Origin of the sequence: Blautia sp. KLE_1732_HM_1032, from assembly GCF_025147905.1 — a bacterium.
GTDB classification, from domain to species: domain Bacteria; phylum Bacillota; class Clostridia; order Lachnospirales; family Lachnospiraceae; genus Blautia_A; species Blautia_A fusiformis.
In genome coordinates, this window is sequence record NZ_CP102266.1 from 1,404,802 (window position 1) to 1,422,500 (window position 17,699).

19 protein-coding genes and 1 rRNA gene (1 of these 20 running past the window's edge) are annotated in these 17,699 nt (G+C 44.6%); all 20 read left to right on the forward strand.

Annotation, left to right across the window (positions count from 1 at the left end):
- Positions 1 to 11: 11 nt before the first annotated feature.
- On the forward strand, positions 12 to 806 hold the full coding sequence (locus tag NQ489_RS06685) for a dihydroorotate dehydrogenase electron transfer subunit (RefSeq protein ID WP_021650964.1): 795 nt from the start codon (positions 12 to 14) through the stop codon (positions 804 to 806).
- A complete protein-coding gene (locus NQ489_RS06690; protein ID WP_015525898.1) occupies positions 803 to 1,708 on the forward strand; it encodes a dihydroorotate dehydrogenase in 906 nt (301 codons plus the stop codon). Before NQ489_RS06685 ends, NQ489_RS06690 begins: the two co-directional genes overlap by 4 nt.
- A gap of 139 nt (positions 1,709 to 1,847) precedes the next feature.
- Positions 1,848 to 2,522 carry an orotate phosphoribosyltransferase gene (pyrE, locus tag NQ489_RS06695; protein ID WP_015525899.1) on the forward strand — a complete coding sequence of 225 codons (675 nt, stop codon included), beginning with the start codon at positions 1,848 to 1,850 and terminating at the stop codon, positions 2,520 to 2,522.
- A gap of 70 nt (positions 2,523 to 2,592) precedes the next feature.
- Entirely contained in the window at positions 2,593 to 2,745 is a 153-nt protein-coding gene (locus NQ489_RS06700) for a hypothetical protein (protein ID WP_022426215.1), read from the forward strand.
- 64 nt (positions 2,746 to 2,809) lie between these two features.
- On the forward strand, positions 2,810 to 3,283 hold the full coding sequence (locus tag NQ489_RS06705; protein ID WP_022426214.1) for a VanZ family protein: 474 nt from the start codon (positions 2,810 to 2,812) through the stop codon (positions 3,281 to 3,283).
- A complete protein-coding gene (locus NQ489_RS06710; protein ID WP_015525901.1) occupies positions 3,267 to 3,581 on the forward strand; it encodes a hypothetical protein in 315 nt (104 codons plus the stop codon). The genes NQ489_RS06705 and NQ489_RS06710 overlap by 17 nt, the downstream gene beginning before the upstream one ends.
- Before the next feature lie 3 nt (positions 3,582 to 3,584).
- Entirely contained in the window at positions 3,585 to 4,196 is a 612-nt protein-coding gene (locus NQ489_RS06715; RefSeq protein ID WP_021650961.1) for an HD domain-containing protein, read from the forward strand.
- On the forward strand, positions 4,177 to 6,258 hold the full coding sequence (locus NQ489_RS06720; RefSeq protein WP_412210055.1) for an aminopeptidase: 2,082 nt from the start codon (positions 4,177 to 4,179) through the stop codon (positions 6,256 to 6,258). The genes NQ489_RS06715 and NQ489_RS06720 overlap by 20 nt, the downstream gene beginning before the upstream one ends.
- Positions 6,259 to 6,381: 123 nt before the next feature.
- The gene (gene purE / locus NQ489_RS06725) at positions 6,382 to 6,882 is read left to right on the forward strand and encodes a 5-(carboxyamino)imidazole ribonucleotide mutase (protein WP_015525905.1); all 501 of its coding nucleotides are present in this window, start codon (positions 6,382 to 6,384) and stop codon (positions 6,880 to 6,882) included.
- Positions 6,883 to 6,932: 50 nt separating this feature from the next.
- Positions 6,933 to 7,958: a phosphoribosylformylglycinamidine cyclo-ligase gene (gene purM, locus NQ489_RS06730; RefSeq protein ID WP_015525906.1), complete on the forward strand. Its 1,026-nt coding sequence runs from the start codon at positions 6,933 to 6,935 to the stop codon at positions 7,956 to 7,958.
- Entirely contained in the window at positions 7,952 to 8,575 is a 624-nt protein-coding gene (gene purN, locus NQ489_RS06735) for a phosphoribosylglycinamide formyltransferase (protein WP_015525907.1), read from the forward strand. The genes purM and purN overlap by 7 nt, the downstream gene beginning before the upstream one ends.
- Before the next feature lie 32 nt (positions 8,576 to 8,607).
- Positions 8,608 to 9,882, forward strand: coding sequence for a phosphoribosylamine--glycine ligase (gene purD, locus NQ489_RS06740; protein WP_044961162.1), 1,275 nt, complete (start codon positions 8,608 to 8,610; stop codon positions 9,880 to 9,882).
- Positions 9,883 to 10,067: 185 nt separating this feature from the next.
- Positions 10,068 to 10,841 (forward strand): SseB family protein, encoded by a 774-nt coding sequence (locus NQ489_RS06745; RefSeq protein ID WP_015525910.1) that lies wholly within the window; start codon positions 10,068 to 10,070, stop codon positions 10,839 to 10,841.
- Positions 10,842 to 10,913: 72 nt separating this feature from the next.
- The gene (locus NQ489_RS06750) at positions 10,914 to 11,291 is read left to right on the forward strand and encodes a GntR family transcriptional regulator (protein WP_015525911.1); all 378 of its coding nucleotides are present in this window, start codon (positions 10,914 to 10,916) and stop codon (positions 11,289 to 11,291) included.
- 11 nt (positions 11,292 to 11,302) lie between these two features.
- Positions 11,303 to 13,768, forward strand: a complete 2,466-nt coding sequence (locus NQ489_RS06755; protein WP_015525912.1) for an ATP-dependent Clp protease ATP-binding subunit — start codon at positions 11,303 to 11,305, stop codon at positions 13,766 to 13,768.
- A 96-nt stretch (positions 13,769 to 13,864) separates the two neighbouring features.
- Complete coding sequence (locus tag NQ489_RS06760; protein WP_015525913.1) at positions 13,865 to 14,278, forward strand: hypothetical protein; 414 nt, start codon at positions 13,865 to 13,867, stop codon at positions 14,276 to 14,278.
- Positions 14,272 to 15,645, forward strand: a complete 1,374-nt coding sequence (gene radA, locus NQ489_RS06765) for a DNA repair protein RadA (protein WP_021650957.1) — start codon at positions 14,272 to 14,274, stop codon at positions 15,643 to 15,645. Before NQ489_RS06760 ends, radA begins: the two co-directional genes overlap by 7 nt.
- 91 nt (positions 15,646 to 15,736) lie before the next feature.
- On the forward strand, positions 15,737 to 16,000 hold the full coding sequence (locus tag NQ489_RS06770) for a hypothetical protein (RefSeq protein WP_021650956.1): 264 nt from the start codon (positions 15,737 to 15,739) through the stop codon (positions 15,998 to 16,000).
- A 16-nt stretch (positions 16,001 to 16,016) separates the two neighbouring features.
- Positions 16,017 to 16,283, forward strand: a complete 267-nt coding sequence (locus NQ489_RS06775; RefSeq protein ID WP_021650955.1) for a hypothetical protein — start codon at positions 16,017 to 16,019, stop codon at positions 16,281 to 16,283.
- Positions 16,284 to 17,577: 1,294 nt separating this feature from the next.
- Positions 17,578 to 17,699 (forward strand): 16S ribosomal RNA (locus tag NQ489_RS06780) (it continues 1,408 nt past the right edge of the window).

Sequence of the window (17,699 nt, forward strand, 5' to 3'; positions counted from 1 at the left end):
GGAGGCATTTTATGAGTACATCAGAAAGTAAAAAAACAAAAAAGCCCTGTAAGATACTCAGCCAGGAATGTATTGGTACAGATATTTACAGTATGTGGCTGGATGCAGGTGAGATTGGAAAAAATGCAGTGCCGGGACAGTTTGTATCACTTTACAGCCGCAATGGCGGTAAGCTTCTGCCAAGACCCATCAGTCTCTGTGAGATCGATAAAGCAGAAGGAAAACTGAGACTGGTATATCGCGTTACAGGAAAAGGAACCGGTACGGAGGAATTTTCCAGACTTCATGCAGGGGTCCCCATTGAGACTATGGGACCTCTGGGAAATGGTTTTCCGCTGGATGCAGTAAAAGGCAAAAAAGTGTTTCTCATGGGTGGAGGAATCGGAATCCCGCCAATGCTGGAAACTGCTAAACAGCTGGACGCAGAAAAGATCATGGTTCTCGGATACAGAGATGAGCTGTTTTTAAATAAGGAATTTGAAGCTTATGGAGATGTCTATGTGGCAACAGAAGACGGCTCTGCAGGAACAAAGGGAAATGTTATGGATGCCATCCGTGAGAACGATCTTGAGGCAGATGCGATCTTTGCCTGCGGACCTGCCCCGATGCTCCGTGCCATCAAGGCATATGCCCTTGAAAAAGGAATTCCGTGCTGGATCTCCATGGAAGAGCGTATGGCCTGTGGCGTAGGCGCGTGTCTTGCCTGTGTGTGCAAATCCAAAGATGTGGATTCTCATTCTCATGTCCATAACAAGAGAGTATGTAAAGACGGACCTGTATTCCTGAGCACGGAGGTAGAGCTATGAGCAGAATGAATGTAAATCTTGCCGGCGTAGAACTTAAGAATCCGGTGATGACAGCGTCCGGAACATTTGGTTCCGGAGCGGAATACAGTGAATTTGTGGATCTGAACAGACTTGGCGCAGTTGTGACAAAAGGTGTGGCAAATGTACCGTGGCCGGGAAATCCTACACCGAGAGTGACAGAGACAGCATCCGGAATGCTCAATGCCATTGGTCTTCAGAATCCGGGGATTGATGTTTTCTGTGAAAGAGATATTCCGTTCCTTAAAAAATATGATACAAAGATCATCGTCAATGTCTGTGGAAAATCTGCAAAGGATTACTGTGAGGTTGTAGAACGCCTTGGAAATGAGCCTGTGGATATGCTGGAGATTAATGTTTCCTGCCCGAATGTCAAGGAAGGCGGAATTGCCTTCGGTCAGAATCCGAAAGCTCTTGAAGAGATCACAAAAGAAGTAAAGAAATATGCAAAACAGCCGGTGATCATGAAGCTGAGCCCAAATGTAACCGATATTACCGAGATGGCGAAAGCAGCAGAAGCTGGCGGCGCAGATGTTCTTTCTCTTATCAATACCCTGACAGGAATGAAGATCGATATCAACAGACGTACATTTGCACTGGCAAATAAAACTGGTGGAATGTCCGGTCCTGCAGTAAAACCGGTAGCTGTCCGTATGGTATATCAGGTGGCAAATGCAGTATCCCTTCCTATCATCGGTATGGGGGGAATTGCAACTGCTGAGGATGCCCTGGAATTTATTATGGCAGGTGCTACTGCAGTGTCTGTGGGAACTGCAAACTTTTTTAACCCTTATGCCACTGTGGAGATCGCAGATGGTATTCAGGCATTTCTTGAAAAACAGAAAGTGGAAGACATCAATGAGCTGATCGGAGTAGTGAAATAACGGAGGATTGCCGTATTTGCAATTCTGTTGTTCATATGTTAGAATTAACAGGATAAATAAAGGGATTTTACACTGGGATTGTAACAGAGTGTGGATCCTGGGTTTGTCGTATATATGAAAAACATGGAGGATTAGATAAATGGAACAGTATAAGCAGGAATTTATTGAATTTATGATTGACTGTAATGTCCTGAAATTTGGAGATTTTACTACGAAATCAGGAAGAAAGACACCATTTTTTGTAAATACAGGATTTTACCGTACCGGTGCGCAGCTTCGCAAGCTGGGACAGTATTATGCAAAAGCGATAGAAAGCAAATTCGGACTGGATTTTGATGTGCTGTTTGGACCGGCATACAAAGGAATTCCGCTTTCTGTAGCAGCAACTATGGAAATCAGTGAAATGTACGGAAAGGATATCCGTTACTGTTCCAACCGTAAGGAAGTGAAAGACCACGGAGATAAAGGAATTCTTCTTGGTAGCCCGATCCAGGATGGGGATAAGGTAGTGATCATTGAGGATGTTACGACTGCAGGAACATCCATTAAAGAAACACTTCCGATCATCAAAGCGCAGGGAGATGTAAATCCGATAGGTCTTGTGGTTTCTGTTGACCGTATGGAACGTGGCCAGGGAACAAAGAGTGCGCTCAAAGAGATCGAGGAAACCTACGGCCTTCAGACTACAGCTATTGTAACTATGGCGGAGGTTGTTGAGCATCTCTACAACAAAGAATACAAAGGCCGTGTTGTGATCGATGATAAGCTGAAAGCTGCCATTGATGCATATTATGACCAGTACGGCGCAGAATAATATTGTTATAAAAGGTCATAAAAGAGCGGCGGATTCCGAAGGTCCGCTTTTACTGGGAGGACGCAGCCTTATGAATGAAAAAATTTATAAAACTATGGCGAGCAGCGGGGCGGGAAGCCTTGCACTCGGTATTGTCGTTCTGGTGACGGGACTTGTCACAGGAATTCTGATGATCGTGAACGGTGCGAGACTGCTCAGAAGAAAATCAGAGATATTAATCTAATATGATCTGAAAAGCCGCACGTTGTTCCGTGTGGCTTTTCGGACTATTTAAGCAGGGGAGAATATTGGAAAAAGGGACAAAACGCAGAGTAAAAAAACTCGGGACAGCTTTTTTTGTATTGTATGTTCTTGTTCTTGTGTATCTTCTGTTCTTTTCGGAAGGATACGGAAGAGTGGCGGATGCAGAAAGAGAATACCGTTACAATCTTGTTCCGTTTGTGGAGATCAGGCGTTTCTGGACTTATCGAAAAATAGTGGGTACATTTGCGCTTTTCACAAATGTTTTTGGAAATGTGCTGGGATTTGTGCCATACGGATTTATTCTTCCGGTAATAACCGGAAAAATGCGAAATGGCTTTTTTATCATATTATCCGGCTTTTTTATCAGTCTGACGATAGAAGTGATCCAGCTGCTTACAAAAGTTGGCTGCTTTGATGTGGATGATATGATATTGAATACTCTGGGCGCAGCGCTTGGATATGGGATTTATGCAGTCTGCGACAGGATTAGGAGAAAAATTAATGGCAAGAAGATATAGATATGCATTTGCAAAAAAAAGAGAAGCTTCCAAGGGAAAATGGTCTGTAGGACTTGCGGCGGCTTCCCTCGTGCTGTTTATCGCGGCAGTTGTGCTTGCACTCTTTTTTGATGGAAAGCTCGGGGGCCTGATCGGCGGAACCGGGCTTTTTGCCATGCTGCTTTCTGCATATGGCTTTACACTGGGGCTTTCCAGCTTTTCGGAAGAAAACCGGAAACACAGGACGAGCATGGTCGGGTCTATTTTGAACGGAGTGATCCTGGTTATCTGGCTGGGACTTTTTTTATCGGGGGTATAACAGATGGATAAAAAAGAACGCTTAAAAAAACAGCTGGACTTTATTATGGAGATAGATAAAGTCAAGAATATTTTCCGACAGACATATCTTGCAGACGGAAAGCGGAAAGAGAATGATGCGGAGCATTCCTGGCATCTGGCGTTGATGGCGGTGCTTTTAAAGGAATATTCCAATGAGGAAGTGGATCTTTCGAAGGTGATTCCTATGGTACTGGCGCATGATCTGGTAGAGATCGATGCAGGTGATACCTATGCATATGATGAAAAAGGAGCGACAACCAAGGAATACAGGGAGAAGCAGGCAGCAGAACGGATCTATGGACTATTGCCGGAAGATCAGGGACAGTGGTTAAAAGCATTATGGGAGGAGTTTGAGGCTTACGAAACCCCGGAGGCGAAATTTGCCCATGTGCTAGATAATTGTCAGCCATTGTTTCTAAATGATGCTTCCAACGGAAAAAGCTGGGAAGAGCATCAGGTGAAGAAAAGTCAGATTTATAAGAGAAACCGGAAAACAGGAGAGGGTTCTGAAGTGATCTGGGAATATATGAAAGAACTCGTTGACAAACACATTGCCCTGGGGCATGTGATCGATGATGAAAAAGATGGGAGATGAAGTCTTGGAAGAATGCATGAAAGAACGTTATGGACTTGCGAAGGAACGGATCCGTGAGATCATAACAGAAGAAACCGTAAAAAAACCGTTTGGAGATTTTTTCAGAAACAGGGCAAAGTTTCTTTCCATGGCAGCAGATGTGATGGATGAGAGCGCAGCAGAGCTTACGATGGAGGCGTTGAAAGAGAGAAATCATTGCTTTTATCAGGATATCCTCCCGGAAAATTATGAAAGCAGCTATGGAAATCCGGCGTATGCAGTACAGCAGATGGGAGAATATGGAAAAGCCTTCAGTTTTCTGTATGCAGAGATCGCAGGAACTGTAGCTTATGCTCATGAGAAAAGGCTGTGGGATATGACTGTATCCATGGAACTGTTTCTGGAAGTATATTCTGCATTTTGTGAGGAAGAACTTCCAGAGGCGGCAACAGTGGAGGGGATTCTCCGTTCCTATGTAAATGATTACTGCCAGGATATGATGGAGCAGAGGATACGGGAAGGTGTAGATCCGGAGCTTGACTTTGCAGCAGATATCATCATGAATTCGGATCTTTCGGATCTGAGATATCTGTATCGCTATGGCGAGTTTGTTTCAGAGAATGAAACAGGAGTTGCAGAGTTTCTGAACTCCCTTTCTCAGGAAGAGATTGATAAGATGGCTTCTACCTATACAGAAGGCTATCGGATCGGATTTATCACCGGACGGAAGGATATCACAAAAAAGAAAACAGTAAATATCCGATATAGTCTTGGTTTTGAACGGATGGTAAAAGCAGCGATCCTCCAGTTTGAAAAAATGGGTCTGAAGCCGGTGATCTATCGCCATGCAACGCATGTGGTAAATAAGAGAGGCGCCGTGAGAGTAGGCTATACAGGCGGCGTTGCCAATCCGCAGTACGATTACGATCATCGTCAGGACAGTGCATTGTTCCTGGATGGGGATTTTGTTCAGCGAAAACTTCGTGCTATGCAGACCTCCTATGAGAAGTACAGAGAACTGGCAGAAGTACATGGCGGTCCGGCCTGCATTGATACATTTGGAGAAAATCCTTTCTCTCCGATAAGTAAACCGGAAGCTTATGCATTAAGCGAGACACAGCAGAAGCTTCAGACAGAACTTGACAATGAATCCGGACAGATCGTAAACCGATACATCAAAGGTGATGAGAGAAGTTTTACGATCATTGCATATCCGGTTCCTGAGATTGGTGGAAATTATGAGGAAATTTTCCGTGAGATCGTAAAGATCAATACATTGGATTACCATCTCTATCAGGAAATCCAGCAGACGATCATCAATACCCTGGATACCTGTGAGTGGGTGGAAGTCAAAGGACGTGGAGACAATGAGACGGATCTTCTGATCCATCTTCATGAACTGACAGATCCGAAGAAACAGACGAATTTTGAGAACTGTGTGGCAGATGTGAACATTCCGGTGGGCGAAGTCTTTACATCTCCGCAGCTGGCAGGCACAGGCGGAATCCTTCATGTGAAAAAAGTATATCTGAACGGTCTTCAGTTCCGGGATCTGAAGCTGGTATTTGACTGCGGCCAGGTTATTGATTACACCTGCTCGAATTTTAAAACCGAAGAAGAGAACCGGAAATATATTGAAGATAATATCCTCCACCACCATCCGAAGATCCCCATGGGAGAGTTTGCCATCGGTACAAATACCACAGCTTATGTGGCGGCGCTGAAATACGGAATTGCGGATAAGCTTCCGATCCTGATCGCAGAAAAAATGGGACCGCATTTTGCTGTGGGCGATACCTGTTACAGCTGGGCAGAGGATACACCGGTATATAATCCGGATGGAAAAGAAATCATCGCCAGGGATAATGAGATTTCCGAGATGCGAAAGGATGACGTAAGCCTTGCTTATTATGGCTGTCATACAGATATTACGATACCTTATGATGAGCTTGGAAGTATCCGGGTGATCGATGATGAGGGAGAAATGCTTTCCATTATCGAAAACGGAAGGTTTGTTCTTCCGGGAACAGAGGAATTAAACCGTCCTTTTGAGAATCTTCCATTAAATAATAATATAAGTTAATTAGTAAATTTACAGTTTTTCCGATCGTATTGACAGAAAGTGAGAATATACGTAGAATAACCATAACAATAGTCAAAGGACACAGGCTAATATTCAGTTAGTGTACCATGAAAGGAGAACACAATGGCAAAAGTAGGAATTGTAATGGGTAGTGATTCAGATATGCCGGTTATGAGCAAAGCAGCAGATATCCTGGAGAAACTGGGGATTGATTATGAAATGAAGATCATTTCCGCACACAGAGAACCGGATGTATTTTTCGAGTATGCAAAGACAGCAGAAGAAAAAGGCTTCAAAGTTATCATCGCAGGCGCAGGAATGGCAGCTCATCTTCCGGGAATGTGCGCAGCGATCTTTCCGATGCCGGTGATCGGTATTCCGATGCATACAACCTCTCTGGGAGGAAGAGATTCCCTTTACTCAATCGTACAGATGCCAAGCGGTATCCCGGTTGCTACAGTAGCGATCAATGGTGGCGCCAATGCGGGACTTCTTGCTGCCAAGATCCTTGCAACTTCCGACGCAGAGCTTCTTTCCAGACTGAAAGCCTACAGTCAGGATCTGAAGGAGCAGGTTGAGAAGAAAGACGCAAGGCTTCAGGAAGTTGGATATAAAAATTACTAAATAAATCTTTTACCATAAAAATAAAAAGGTGTTGTCATAAGGAGGACATTATGGATTACAAGACTTCAGGCGTAGATATTGAGGCAGGATACAAATCAGTAGAGCTGATGAAAAAGCACATTGCCAAGACAATGAGACCGGAGGTACTTGGAGGAATCGGTGGATTCTCAGGTGCATTTTCCATGGAGAAATTCAAAGATATGGAAGAGCCTACTCTGGTTTCCGGAACAGACGGATGTGGAACCAAGGTTAAGGTAGCCATGGTTATGGACAAGCATGATACCATCGGAATCGATGCTGTAGCCATGTGTGTAAATGATATTGCATGTGCAGGCGGCGAGCCATTGTTTTTCCTGGACTACATTGCTTGCGGCAAAAATTATCCGGAAAAGATCGCAGAGATCGTAAAAGGTGTTGCAGAGGGCTGTGTACAGTCTGAGGCAGCTCTGATCGGTGGTGAGACAGCAGAGCATCCTGGACTTATGCCGGAAGATGAGTACGACCTTGCCGGATTTGCAGTAGGAGTCGTTGACAAAAAAGATCTTCTTACAGGAGAGGCCCTGAAACCAGGAGATGTCCTGATCGGTATGGCTTCCACAGGAGTTCACAGTAATGGATTTTCTCTTGTACGTAAAGTATTTGACATGACAAAAGAGTCTCTGGATACTTATTATGAAGAGCTTGGAACAACTCTGGGAGAGGCACTGATCGCACCGACCAGAATCTATGTAAAAGCGCTGAAGAGCATCCGAGAGTCTGGCGTGAAGATCCATGCATGCAGCCATATCACAGGTGGTGGATTTTATGAGAATATCCCGCGTATGCTGAAAGAGGGAACCAGAGCTGTTGTCAAAAAAGACAGCTATCCGGTACTTCCGATCTTCAAGCTCCTTGCTGAAAAAGGAAATATTGATGAGCATATGATGTATAATACATATAATATGGGTCTTGGAATGATCCTGGCAGTAGATCCTGCAGATGTTGACAAAACAATGGAAGCTATCCGCAAAACCGGCGATAAGCCATATGTGGTAGGATCCATTGAAGAGGGAGAAAAGGGAGTGACCTTATGTTAAAGATCGGTGTTCTTGTTTCCGGTGGGGGAACGAATCTTCAGGCGATCCTGGATGCTATTGATGCAGGAGAGATCACAAATGCAAAAGTGGATATTGTGATCAGTAATAATGCCTCCGCTTATGCTCTGGAAAGAGCCAGAAAGCATGATATAGAGGCGGTATGCATCGCACCGAAAGACTATCCGGACCGAGAAGCTTTCCATAAAGCATTACTGGCGAAGCTTCAGGAAAAAGAGGTGGATCTGATCGTTCTTGCAGGATATCTGGTTGCGATCCCTCCGATGATGGTGGAAGCGTATCCCAACAAGATCATCAATATCCATCCATCTCTGATCCCGTCTTTCTGCGGAAAAGGTTTTTATGGACTTAAGGTCCATGATGCAGTTCTTGCAAGAGGCGTGAAAGTAACAGGCGCTACGGTTCATTTCGTAGATGCCGGAACGGATACAGGTCCGATCATTCTTCAGAAAGCAGTAAAGGTAAAAGACGGAGATACATCCAAGGAGCTTCAGAGACGTGTAATGGAAAAAGCAGAGTGGAAGATCCTTCCGGAAGCAATCAATCTTATCGCCAATGACAAGATCACAGTGACAGATGGAATTGTTTCTTTAAAGTAATCAGCAGACAGATGAAACAAAGGAGTAAACAGATGAAAGTATTAATCGTAGGAAGCGGCGGAAGAGAACATGCAATTGCATGGAGTGTTGCAAAAAGCCCGAAAGTTGACAAGATCTATTGTGCACCTGGAAATGCAGGAATCGCAGAGTATGCGGAATGTGCAGATATCGGAGCAATGGAATTTGAAAAACTGGCAGCCTTTGCCAAAGAAAAAGAGATCGATCTTACTATCGTGGGAATGGATGATCCTCTTGTGGGAGGAATCGTAGATGTATTTGAGGCAGAGGGACTGCGTGTGTTCGGACCGCGCAAAAATGCTGCTATTCTGGAAGGCTCCAAGGCTTTTTCCAAGGATCTTATGAAAAAATACGACATTCCTACAGCTGCTTATGAGAATTTTGATGATCCGGAAAAAGCTCTGGAATATTTAAGAACCGAGGCAAAATTCCCGATCGTTTTGAAGGCAGATGGCCTTGCTCTTGGAAAAGGTGTTCTGATCTGCCAGGATCTTGCAGAGGCAGAAGCTGGCGTAAAAGAGATCATGGAAGACAAAAAATTCGGAAATGCCGGAAATACCATGGTAGTTGAAGAATTTATGACTGGCCGTGAGGTTTCCGTACTTTCTTTTGTAGATGGAAAGACGATCCGTACCATGACATCTGCGCAGGATCACAAGCGTGCGAAGGATGGGGATCAGGGACTGAATACAGGCGGAATGGGAACATTTTCTCCAAGTCCGTTCTATACTCTGGAAGTAGATGAATTCTGTAAGAAATATGTTTATCAGAAAACAGTAGATGCCATGGCAGCAGAGGGACGTCCGTTTAAGGGAATCATTTTCTTCGGACTGATGCTTACTGCAGATGGCCCGAAGGTTCTGGAATATAATGCAAGATTTGGGGATCCGGAGGCACAGGTTGTTCTTCCGCGTATGGAGAATGATATCATTGAAGTAATGGAAGCCTGTGTAGACGGCAAACTTGATCAGATCGATCTGAAATTTGAGGACAATGCAGCAGTTTGTGTTGTTCTTGCAAGTGATGGATATCCGGTAAAATACGAAAAAGGTATCCCGATCCATGGATTTGAGAATTTTAAGGACAAAGACGGATACTACTGTTTCCATGCGGGAACCAAATTTAAAGATGGAGAGATCGTTACAAACGGTGGGCGTGTTCTTGGCATCACTGCCAAAGGAGAGACATTAAAAGAAGCCAGAAAGAATGCATATGCTGCTACAGAGTGGATCAGCTTTGCAAATAAGTATATGCGTCACGATATCGGAAAAGCTATCGACGAGGCTTAAGTTGGTCATTTTTCACAGGCACAGCTTGACGAAAACAGGGATTTCATTGTACAATAGTAACAACTATGAAACACAGTGAGTAGTTACGAACATGAAAAGCTGGATGCTGACAGGGCACAACAGGAACCAACCATTTTCCTTGATGAGGTGTCGCATCCAAGTGATGAGGCAGAGAGGACAGAAAAATGGGAATCAGTGTAGAAGAAGCAATCCATGAGCTCAGAAACAGAGAGGAAGTATTTGTTGCATATTCACAGGCAACCAGACTTCCATATGTGACCTGTGATGAAGAAACATTTAATGACCAGGCAAGGATTTTTGCCACAGAAGAAGAGATCAAAGAATATGGTAAACAGCTCCTTGAGGATAAGATCCTTCTTATGGGCATGAAATATGAGAAAAAAGACTATCCAAGACTGTATGGTACGCTGTACGCAATCGGAGTGAACAGTGTGATCTGGATCGACGGAGAAGAGAAGATCGAGATTGAGATCGGAAAGATCGCAAATCAGAGAGATATGAGTAAGATCGAGCCGTCAAAGAGACCGCTTCTGAACCCGTCTCTTGAACTTTCCGGAATCTATTTTATGCAGGAATTGCGTCGTCCGGTAAAACAGGAAGAGCATAAGAATATCCGTGAGTTGGAAGAAGAGCTGATAGCAAACCTGCGTAAGGCAGAATTCCTGATCGCGATCAATGCAGAGCAGGAAGAAGATGGAAAGCTCCATATTCCGTATCTGAAAAATAAAGAGGATAAGATCATGCAGCCTGTGTTTACAGATGTTATGGAATTTGAGAAATTTGGAAGAGGCAAGAATCTCCGTGTTGCGAAAGTGACTATAGACAAACTTCCGAGCCTGATGATTCCGCAGGCAAACGCTTATGTGGTAAATCCAATGGGATTTAATCTGGTTCTTAACAAAGAACAGATAGAGAAGATTGCAGGGATCAGTAAATAAAAACAAAAATCACAGCAGGCTGCCAGGATGAAACTGTGCAGCCTTTTGCTGTTGTAGAGGAGAGATTACCCTATGGTGATAGAAATCGATTTTAACAGTGATGAGGCAATCTATATGCAGATCACCAATCAGATCATAATGGGGATCGCTACATCAAGGCTTCATGAAGGGGATACTCTGCCTTCTGTACGGCAGCTTGCAAGCATTGCAGGAATCAATATGCATACTGTGAATAAGGCATATGCGCTGCTTCGTCAGGAAGGCTTTGTGACTATTGACAGGCGAAAGGGAGCGGTGATCTCCATAGATGCAGATAAGGTCAGAGCACTGGAAGAAATGAAACAGAATCTGACAGTAGCAATGGCATGGGGATGCTGTAAAAATGTAACAAGAGAAGAAGTCCATCAGCTGGTGGACGAGATTTTTGACGAGTATGACACAGACAGATAGGAGGAGACATCATGCAGGAACGATATACAAAACAGGCAGAGAATGTTCTTGCTCTGGCAAAAGAGGCAGCCAGCTCCTGCGGACATAGTTATATCGGCACGGAGCATCTGCTGGTCGGGCTTGTAGAAGAAAAGGAGGGCACAGCAGGAAGAGTTCTGGAGGAGTTTGGGATCCAGGCTGATAAAGCGATGGCTCTGATCGATAAACTGATCGCACCGCCGGGAAATACGGCTGTTTCACAGAAACCGGGATTCAGTCCGAGAACCAGAAGAGTTCTTGAGGGTGCATATGCAGAAGCAGAATCCATGCGTTTTGAGGAAGTCGGGACAGAACATATTCTGCTGGCAATGTTGAAAGAAACAGACTGTGTGGGTACCAGACTGCTGTACACAATGGGTGCAAATATCCAGAAGCTTTATGCGGCAGTGCTGACAGCTATGGGAATGGACAGCGATGCCATTGCGGAAGAATTCCAGGCTGTAAAAGCTTCAAAGGGAAGAAACAGCAGTGTAACACCAACTCTGGATCAGTATAGCCGAGATCTGACGGCTATGGCAGAAGAAGGTAAGCTGGATCCTGTAGTGGGAAGGGATAAAGAGATTGCCAGACTGATCCAGATCCTGAGCAGAAGAACAAAGAACAATCCCTGCCTGACTGGAGAGCCGGGAGTAGGAAAAACGGCTATCGTAGAGGGACTTGCACAGCGGATCGTCACAGGAATGGTACCGGATACTGTGAAGGATAAGCGGGTTGTAGTTCTGGATCTTTCCGGAATGGTCGCAGGAAGTAAATATCGCGGTGAGTTTGAAGAACGTATCCGAAATGTGATCGATGAGGTAAGCGAACAGCAGGGAATATTGCTCTTTATTGATGAGATCCATACGATCATCGGAGCAGGTGGAGCGGAAGGTGCACTGGATGCTTCCAATATCCTGAAACCGTCTCTTTCCCGTGGAGAGATCCAGCTGATCGGAGCAACGACACTGGAAGAATATCGGAAATACATTGAAAAGGATGCAGCGCTTGAACGGCGTTTTCAGCCTATCATCGTGGAAGAGCCTACAGAAGAGGAGGCTGTTGAAATCCTGAAGGGGCTGCGCCCATATTATGAAAAACATCATGATGTAGAGATTCTGGATGAGGCCCTTGAGGCGGCTGTAAAAATGTCCGTTCGTTATATCAATGACCGGTTTCTTCCGGATAAAGCCATTGACATTATTGATGAGGCAGCGTCGAAAGTACAACTGGCGGGATATCGTCCGTCTCCGAAAGCAGAAGCACTGGAAAGAGAGATCCACGATATTTTGAAACAAAAAGAACAGGCAGTCATAAATGCAGATCTTGAAGGTGCAAAAGCAGCACAGGCAAAGCAGAATGAGGCGGAAGCAGAATTGGAAAAGATCCGAAGAAAGGCGGAGCGGAAAAATCGGAAAAATCCACTTACAGTTGATGAAGAGGCAGTTGCCGGTATTGTGTCTGACTGGACAAAAATACCTGTACAGCGTCTGACAGAGGGGGAATCCCGTAGGCTTGCAAATTTGGAAAAGGTTCTGAAAAAACGTGTGATCGGACAGGATGAGGCAGTTTCTGCAGTTGCCCGTGCGGTAAAAAGGGGAAGAGTAGGATTAAAGGATCCCGCAAGGCCTATAGGTTCTTTCTTATTCCTGGGACCTACCGGAGTGGGAAAAACGGAGCTTTCCAAAGCGCTGGCGGAAGCTGTATTTGGAAGTGAGCAGGCAATGATCCGTGTAGATATGTCCGAATATATGGAAAAACATAGTGTTTCTAAAATGATCGGATCGCCGCCCGGATATGTAGGCTATGAAGAAGGTGGACAGCTCAGCGAAAAAGTGCGCAGAAATCCATACAGTGTCATTCTTTTTGACGAGATTGAAAAGGCTCATCCGGATGTGTTTAATATTCTTCTGCAGGTACTTGATGATGGTCATATTACAGATGCTCAAGGCAGAAAAGTGGATTTTAAGCAGACGATCATTATCATGACTTCTAACGCAGGTGCGCAGATGATCATGGAACCGAAACATCTTGGATTTATGTCCGGAGATACGGAAAAGCGTGATTATGAACGGATGAAGTCCGGAGTGATGGAAGAAGTGCGGCGGATGTTTAAGCCGGAATTTCTGAACCGGATCGATGAGATCATGGTATTCCATTCTCTGAATAAAGAAAATATCAGAAAGATCGTTACTATTCTTTTGAAAAACCTGGAAAAACGCTGTCAGGAACAGCTGGATATCATACTGAAAGTTACCGGAGCAGCTAAAGATCTTATCGCAGATGCAGGCTTTGACAGTAAATACGGTGCAAGACCGCTGCGTCGTGCGATCCAGACAAAGATTGAGGATGAGATGGCAACAGAAATCCTTGAAGGTCGGATCAAAGCCGGTGATACCGTACAGGTGAAGGTCAAAGACAAGAAAATCTACTTTGAAGTAAAAGATGCGGAGAAAGCGTAAGAATTTTATTACTTTCTATAGCCAAAAAAACAGAAATAAGTTATAATTAACAAAATTAAAACTATACAACGAAAGATTTCAGGAGGACATAAGATCATGGCAGTGGTACAGGAATTGATCCGCACAGAAGATAATGGGACTATCAGTTTTGGAGATTATGAATTAAATCAGAAATCCAAATTGTCGGATTATCAGTATCAGGGAGATATGTATAAAGTAAAAACATATAAGGAGATCACCAAACTTGAGCGTAATGGAATGTTCGTATATGAGTCTGTTCCGGGAACCAGTGTGTTCCATCTTCAGCAGGATGGAACAGCAATGAGTTTTGAGGTTCAGGGCTTTGAGGATTCTCAGATTACTGTTGAACTGGAAGCTGAGACAGAGTATCAGGTATTTATTGATGATGTAAGTACAGGTACAATGACCACAAACCTGGGCGGCAAGCTTTCTTTCAGTGTTGAACTGGATGCGAACACCAAAGCAGAAGTTAAAATTGTAAAATGCTAAAAAATAAAAAAACGGTTTATTTCTGTCAGGAATGCGGGTATGAATCAGCCAAGTGGATGGGGCAGTGCCCGGCATGCAAGGCATGGAATACTTTTGTGGAGGAAACGGTTTCTTCCAAAAAATCTTCCTCAGGGAGTATTAAAACTACACAAAAGAAAACGGAGCCTGTAGTTCTGAAAGATATCAGTCTTTCTTCAGATGAACGTCAGAGCTGTGGAATCGGTGAACTTGACAGGGTGCTGGGAGGCGGAATCGTCCCCGGCTCCCTTGTTTTGGTAGGTGGAGATCCTGGTATTGGCAAGTCTACATTGTTGTTGCAGGTGTGCAGAAATTTATCTTCACAGGGGATTTCTGTTTTGTATATTTCTGGTGAGGAGTCTCTCAGACAGATCAAGCTCCGGGCAGATCGGCTTGGAACGTTTAATGATAAACTGAAACTGCTCTGTGAGACGAATCTTGAAAATATCCGGGAGATCATTGAGCGGACGAAACCAGATGTAGCTGTTGTGGATTCTATCCAGACGATGTTTCATGAAGATATTTCGTCTGCACCGGGAAGTGTTTCTCAGGTGAGGGAATCTACCAATGTACTGATGCAGATCGCTAAGGGTATGGGAGTGTCCATTTTTATCGTGGGTCATGTGACCAAGGAGGGAAATGTGGCAGGTCCTCGTGTACTGGAACATATGGTAGATACTGTGCTTTACTTTGAGGGAGACAGGCATGCTTCTTACCGGATCCTGCGTGCGGTGAAAAATCGTTTTGGTTCTACCAATGAAATTGGTGTTTTTGAGATGCAGAATTCCGGACTTGAAGAAGTGAAGAATCCTTCCGAGTTCCTTTTGAATGGAAGACCGGAGAATGCTTCGGGGTCTGTTGTTGCATGTTCTATGGAGGGGACGAGACCGATTTTGGTGGAGATTCAGGCTCTGGTGTGTCAGAGTAATTTTGGAATTCCGAGAAGAACAGCAGTTGGTACGGATTTTAATCGTGTGAATCTTTTGATGGCGGTTCTGGAGAAGAAGGCGGGAGTTCATCTTGCTGCTTCGGATGCTTATGTGAATATTGCGGGTGGCATGAAGATGACAGAGCCGGCGATCGATCTGGGTATTTGTCTTGCTATTATTTCCAGTGCGAAGGAGATCGTGATCCCGGATTCTGTGATGGCGTTTGGTGAAATTGGTCTGAGTGGCGAGGTTCGTGCAGTGAGTATGGCCGGACAGCGTGTGCAGGAAGCGAAAAAGCTTGGGTTTGAGACGGTGATACTTCCTGAGGTGAACCGGACGGCTACAGAGAGTATTAAAGGAATTAAATTGGTTTATGTGGCTGGGATCCGGGATGCGATTTCTTTTATCAGAGGGTTGTGAGTTCCCGGCAGGTTATTTTGAATAGGATCATGTGGTCAGCCGCTGTATGGTTTGTACGGCGGCTGTGTTTGGGTTAATAAAAAAAACATAGATGATAGTAAAGGAAAGGCTGGTGTTGGTTATGGGTATTGGTAATATTGGAAATATGATGAAGGTTATGAATGCATGGAATACATTTAAACAGAATCATCCGAAGTTTCCGGCATTTTGTAGTGCGGTTTCCCGGCGTGGGATTCGTGAGGGGAGCATTCTTGAGGTGACGTATATTAGTCCTGAGGGTGAGAAGCTGACTACGAATATTAAAGTGCAGGCCAGCGATCTTGAGTTGCTGAGAGAACTTTCTGGTGGTAATTGAGTTGAGCAGATAGCGAATGCTGATTATATATTGTATATGTCTGTTTGACGGGTGTTTTGGTTCCGGTGTCTGGCAGTGTTGGAACTGCCGGGTGCCGTTTTTTTGTTGGGATGGAGAGGGACGCCAGAGAAAGGTGGCATCGGTCCGGGGAGTGGATGCAGGCGGGGGTGTTTTTGCGGTTTTGTGGGGTGGATGGAGAGGGACGCCAGAGGAAGGTGGCATCGGTCCGGGGGTGGATGCAGGCGGGGATGTTTTTGGGGTTTTGAGAGGTGGATGTGGTTGAGGGACGCCAGAGGAAAGTGGCATCGCTCCGGGCAGGGACTCCGTCGGGGGATACTACTAGGGCTCCGGGAGACGGCTAAAAGCATTGCGGCAGGGCCAGAACTCGCCTGCGGCTCAGACAGCAGACCCTGCCGCAATAACGCCGTCTCCCGCAGCCCAAGTAGTAATCACCCCTCCTCCGCAGCAGCCCGGCCCGATGCCACCTTCCTCTGGCTGACGTTTCCAGCCGACAGGAAAAAACATGCGGGGGATGAAATCGGACTGGGCGTCCTGTCCTGAAATGTCAGACTGGTACAGAATATTCCTATAAGTATCGAAGAATACAGAAACGGGATCGGCCCAGCGTATCACCATAAATATCGAAGAATACAGGAACTAGATCGGCCCAGTGTATCACCATAAATATCGAAGAATACAGGGATCAGATCGGCCTAGCGTATCACCATAAATATCGAAGAATACAGGGACCAGATCGGCACAGCGTACCACTATAAGTACCGAAGAATCACAGAACCAGATCGCAGATCGGCACAGCGTACCACCATAAGTACCGAAGAATACAGAAACCAGATCGGCACAACGTTCCATTCTGAGTACCGCAGCATACAGACAAAAGTCAACAACGCAGCACACACAACAACGCAGAACTCTTTCCGTGCCCAACGGGGTGGGAGCGCGAGGGAGGGCGTTCGGGCTGCGGAACTCTGAGATCGCCTTCCCTCGCACTTACCGCATTGAAAATGCGACCGGCGTAGCGCCATCCAGCGAAGAGACTTATCATAAAAAAAACAACACAATAAACAACAATAAAGATAATCCTAAAAATTAAAAATAAGAATAAAAAATTGTCCTATAAAAATAAATTTCCAGGAAAATCTAAAAAAATTGAAATTTATGGTTGACAAGCATAACTCCCAGTGGTATTATAACTGAGCTGTCGCAAATAATTGTTTTTGAAAAGCAAACAATTAAAAAGAATTTCAGAAAAATGAAATTCACAGTTGACAAAAGACAGAAGATATGATGAAGTATCCAAGTCGTTAACGAAACGACAACAAAATCTTAACTCAAAAATGTTTGAAAAAAACTTAAAAAAGTGCTTGACAAACAAAAAGAGATGAGATAAAATAAACGAGCTGTCTGAGAGACAGACGCAACAAACCTTGATAACTAAACAGTGAAACACATACGATTCTCGAAAATTTCTTTACATTTAAAGAACGGTTTAAACAAACCAAAAGCAGTAAAAACGAGAGATAGCCAAACGGTTGTCTTGAGTAAACGAATCAAACATTTTATCAGAGAGTTTGATCCTGGCTCAGGATGAACGCTGGCGGCGTGCTTAACACATGCAAGTCGAACGGGAAACCTTTTATTGAAGCTTCGGCAGATTTAGATTGTTTCTAGTGGCGGACGG

Bases quoted from the DNA above. Each gene is read 5' to 3' on its own strand.
- NQ489_RS06685 (WP_021650964.1), top strand. From the start codon at position 12: ATGAGTACATCAGAAAGTAAAAAAACAAAAAAGCCCTGTAAGATACTC.
- NQ489_RS06690 (WP_015525898.1), top strand. From the start codon at position 803: ATGAGCAGAATGAATGTAAATCTTGCCGGCGTAGAACTTAAGAATCCG.
- pyrE (WP_015525899.1), top strand. From the start codon at position 1,848: ATGGAACAGTATAAGCAGGAATTTATTGAATTTATGATTGACTGTAAT.
- NQ489_RS06700 (WP_022426215.1), top strand. From the start codon at position 2,593: ATGAATGAAAAAATTTATAAAACTATGGCGAGCAGCGGGGCGGGAAGC.
- NQ489_RS06710 (WP_015525901.1), top strand. From the start codon at position 3,267: ATGGCAAGAAGATATAGATATGCATTTGCAAAAAAAAGAGAAGCTTCC.
- NQ489_RS06715 (WP_021650961.1), top strand. From the start codon at position 3,585: ATGGATAAAAAAGAACGCTTAAAAAAACAGCTGGACTTTATTATGGAG.
- NQ489_RS06720 (WP_412210055.1), top strand. From the start codon at position 4,177: ATGAAAAAGATGGGAGATGAAGTCTTGGAAGAATGCATGAAAGAACGT.
- purE (WP_015525905.1), top strand. From the start codon at position 6,382: ATGGCAAAAGTAGGAATTGTAATGGGTAGTGATTCAGATATGCCGGTT.
- purM (WP_015525906.1), top strand. From the start codon at position 6,933: ATGGATTACAAGACTTCAGGCGTAGATATTGAGGCAGGATACAAATCA.
- purN (WP_015525907.1), top strand. From the start codon at position 7,952: ATGTTAAAGATCGGTGTTCTTGTTTCCGGTGGGGGAACGAATCTTCAG.
- purD (WP_044961162.1), top strand. From the start codon at position 8,608: ATGAAAGTATTAATCGTAGGAAGCGGCGGAAGAGAACATGCAATTGCA.
- NQ489_RS06745 (WP_015525910.1), top strand. From the start codon at position 10,068: ATGGGAATCAGTGTAGAAGAAGCAATCCATGAGCTCAGAAACAGAGAG.
- NQ489_RS06750 (WP_015525911.1), top strand. From the start codon at position 10,914: ATGGTGATAGAAATCGATTTTAACAGTGATGAGGCAATCTATATGCAG.
- NQ489_RS06755 (WP_015525912.1), top strand. From the start codon at position 11,303: ATGCAGGAACGATATACAAAACAGGCAGAGAATGTTCTTGCTCTGGCA.
- NQ489_RS06760 (WP_015525913.1), top strand. From the start codon at position 13,865: ATGGCAGTGGTACAGGAATTGATCCGCACAGAAGATAATGGGACTATC.
- radA (WP_021650957.1), top strand. From the start codon at position 14,272: ATGCTAAAAAATAAAAAAACGGTTTATTTCTGTCAGGAATGCGGGTAT.
- NQ489_RS06770 (WP_021650956.1), top strand. From the start codon at position 15,737: ATGATAGTAAAGGAAAGGCTGGTGTTGGTTATGGGTATTGGTAATATT.
- NQ489_RS06775 (WP_021650955.1), top strand. From the start codon at position 16,017: ATGCTGATTATATATTGTATATGTCTGTTTGACGGGTGTTTTGGTTCC.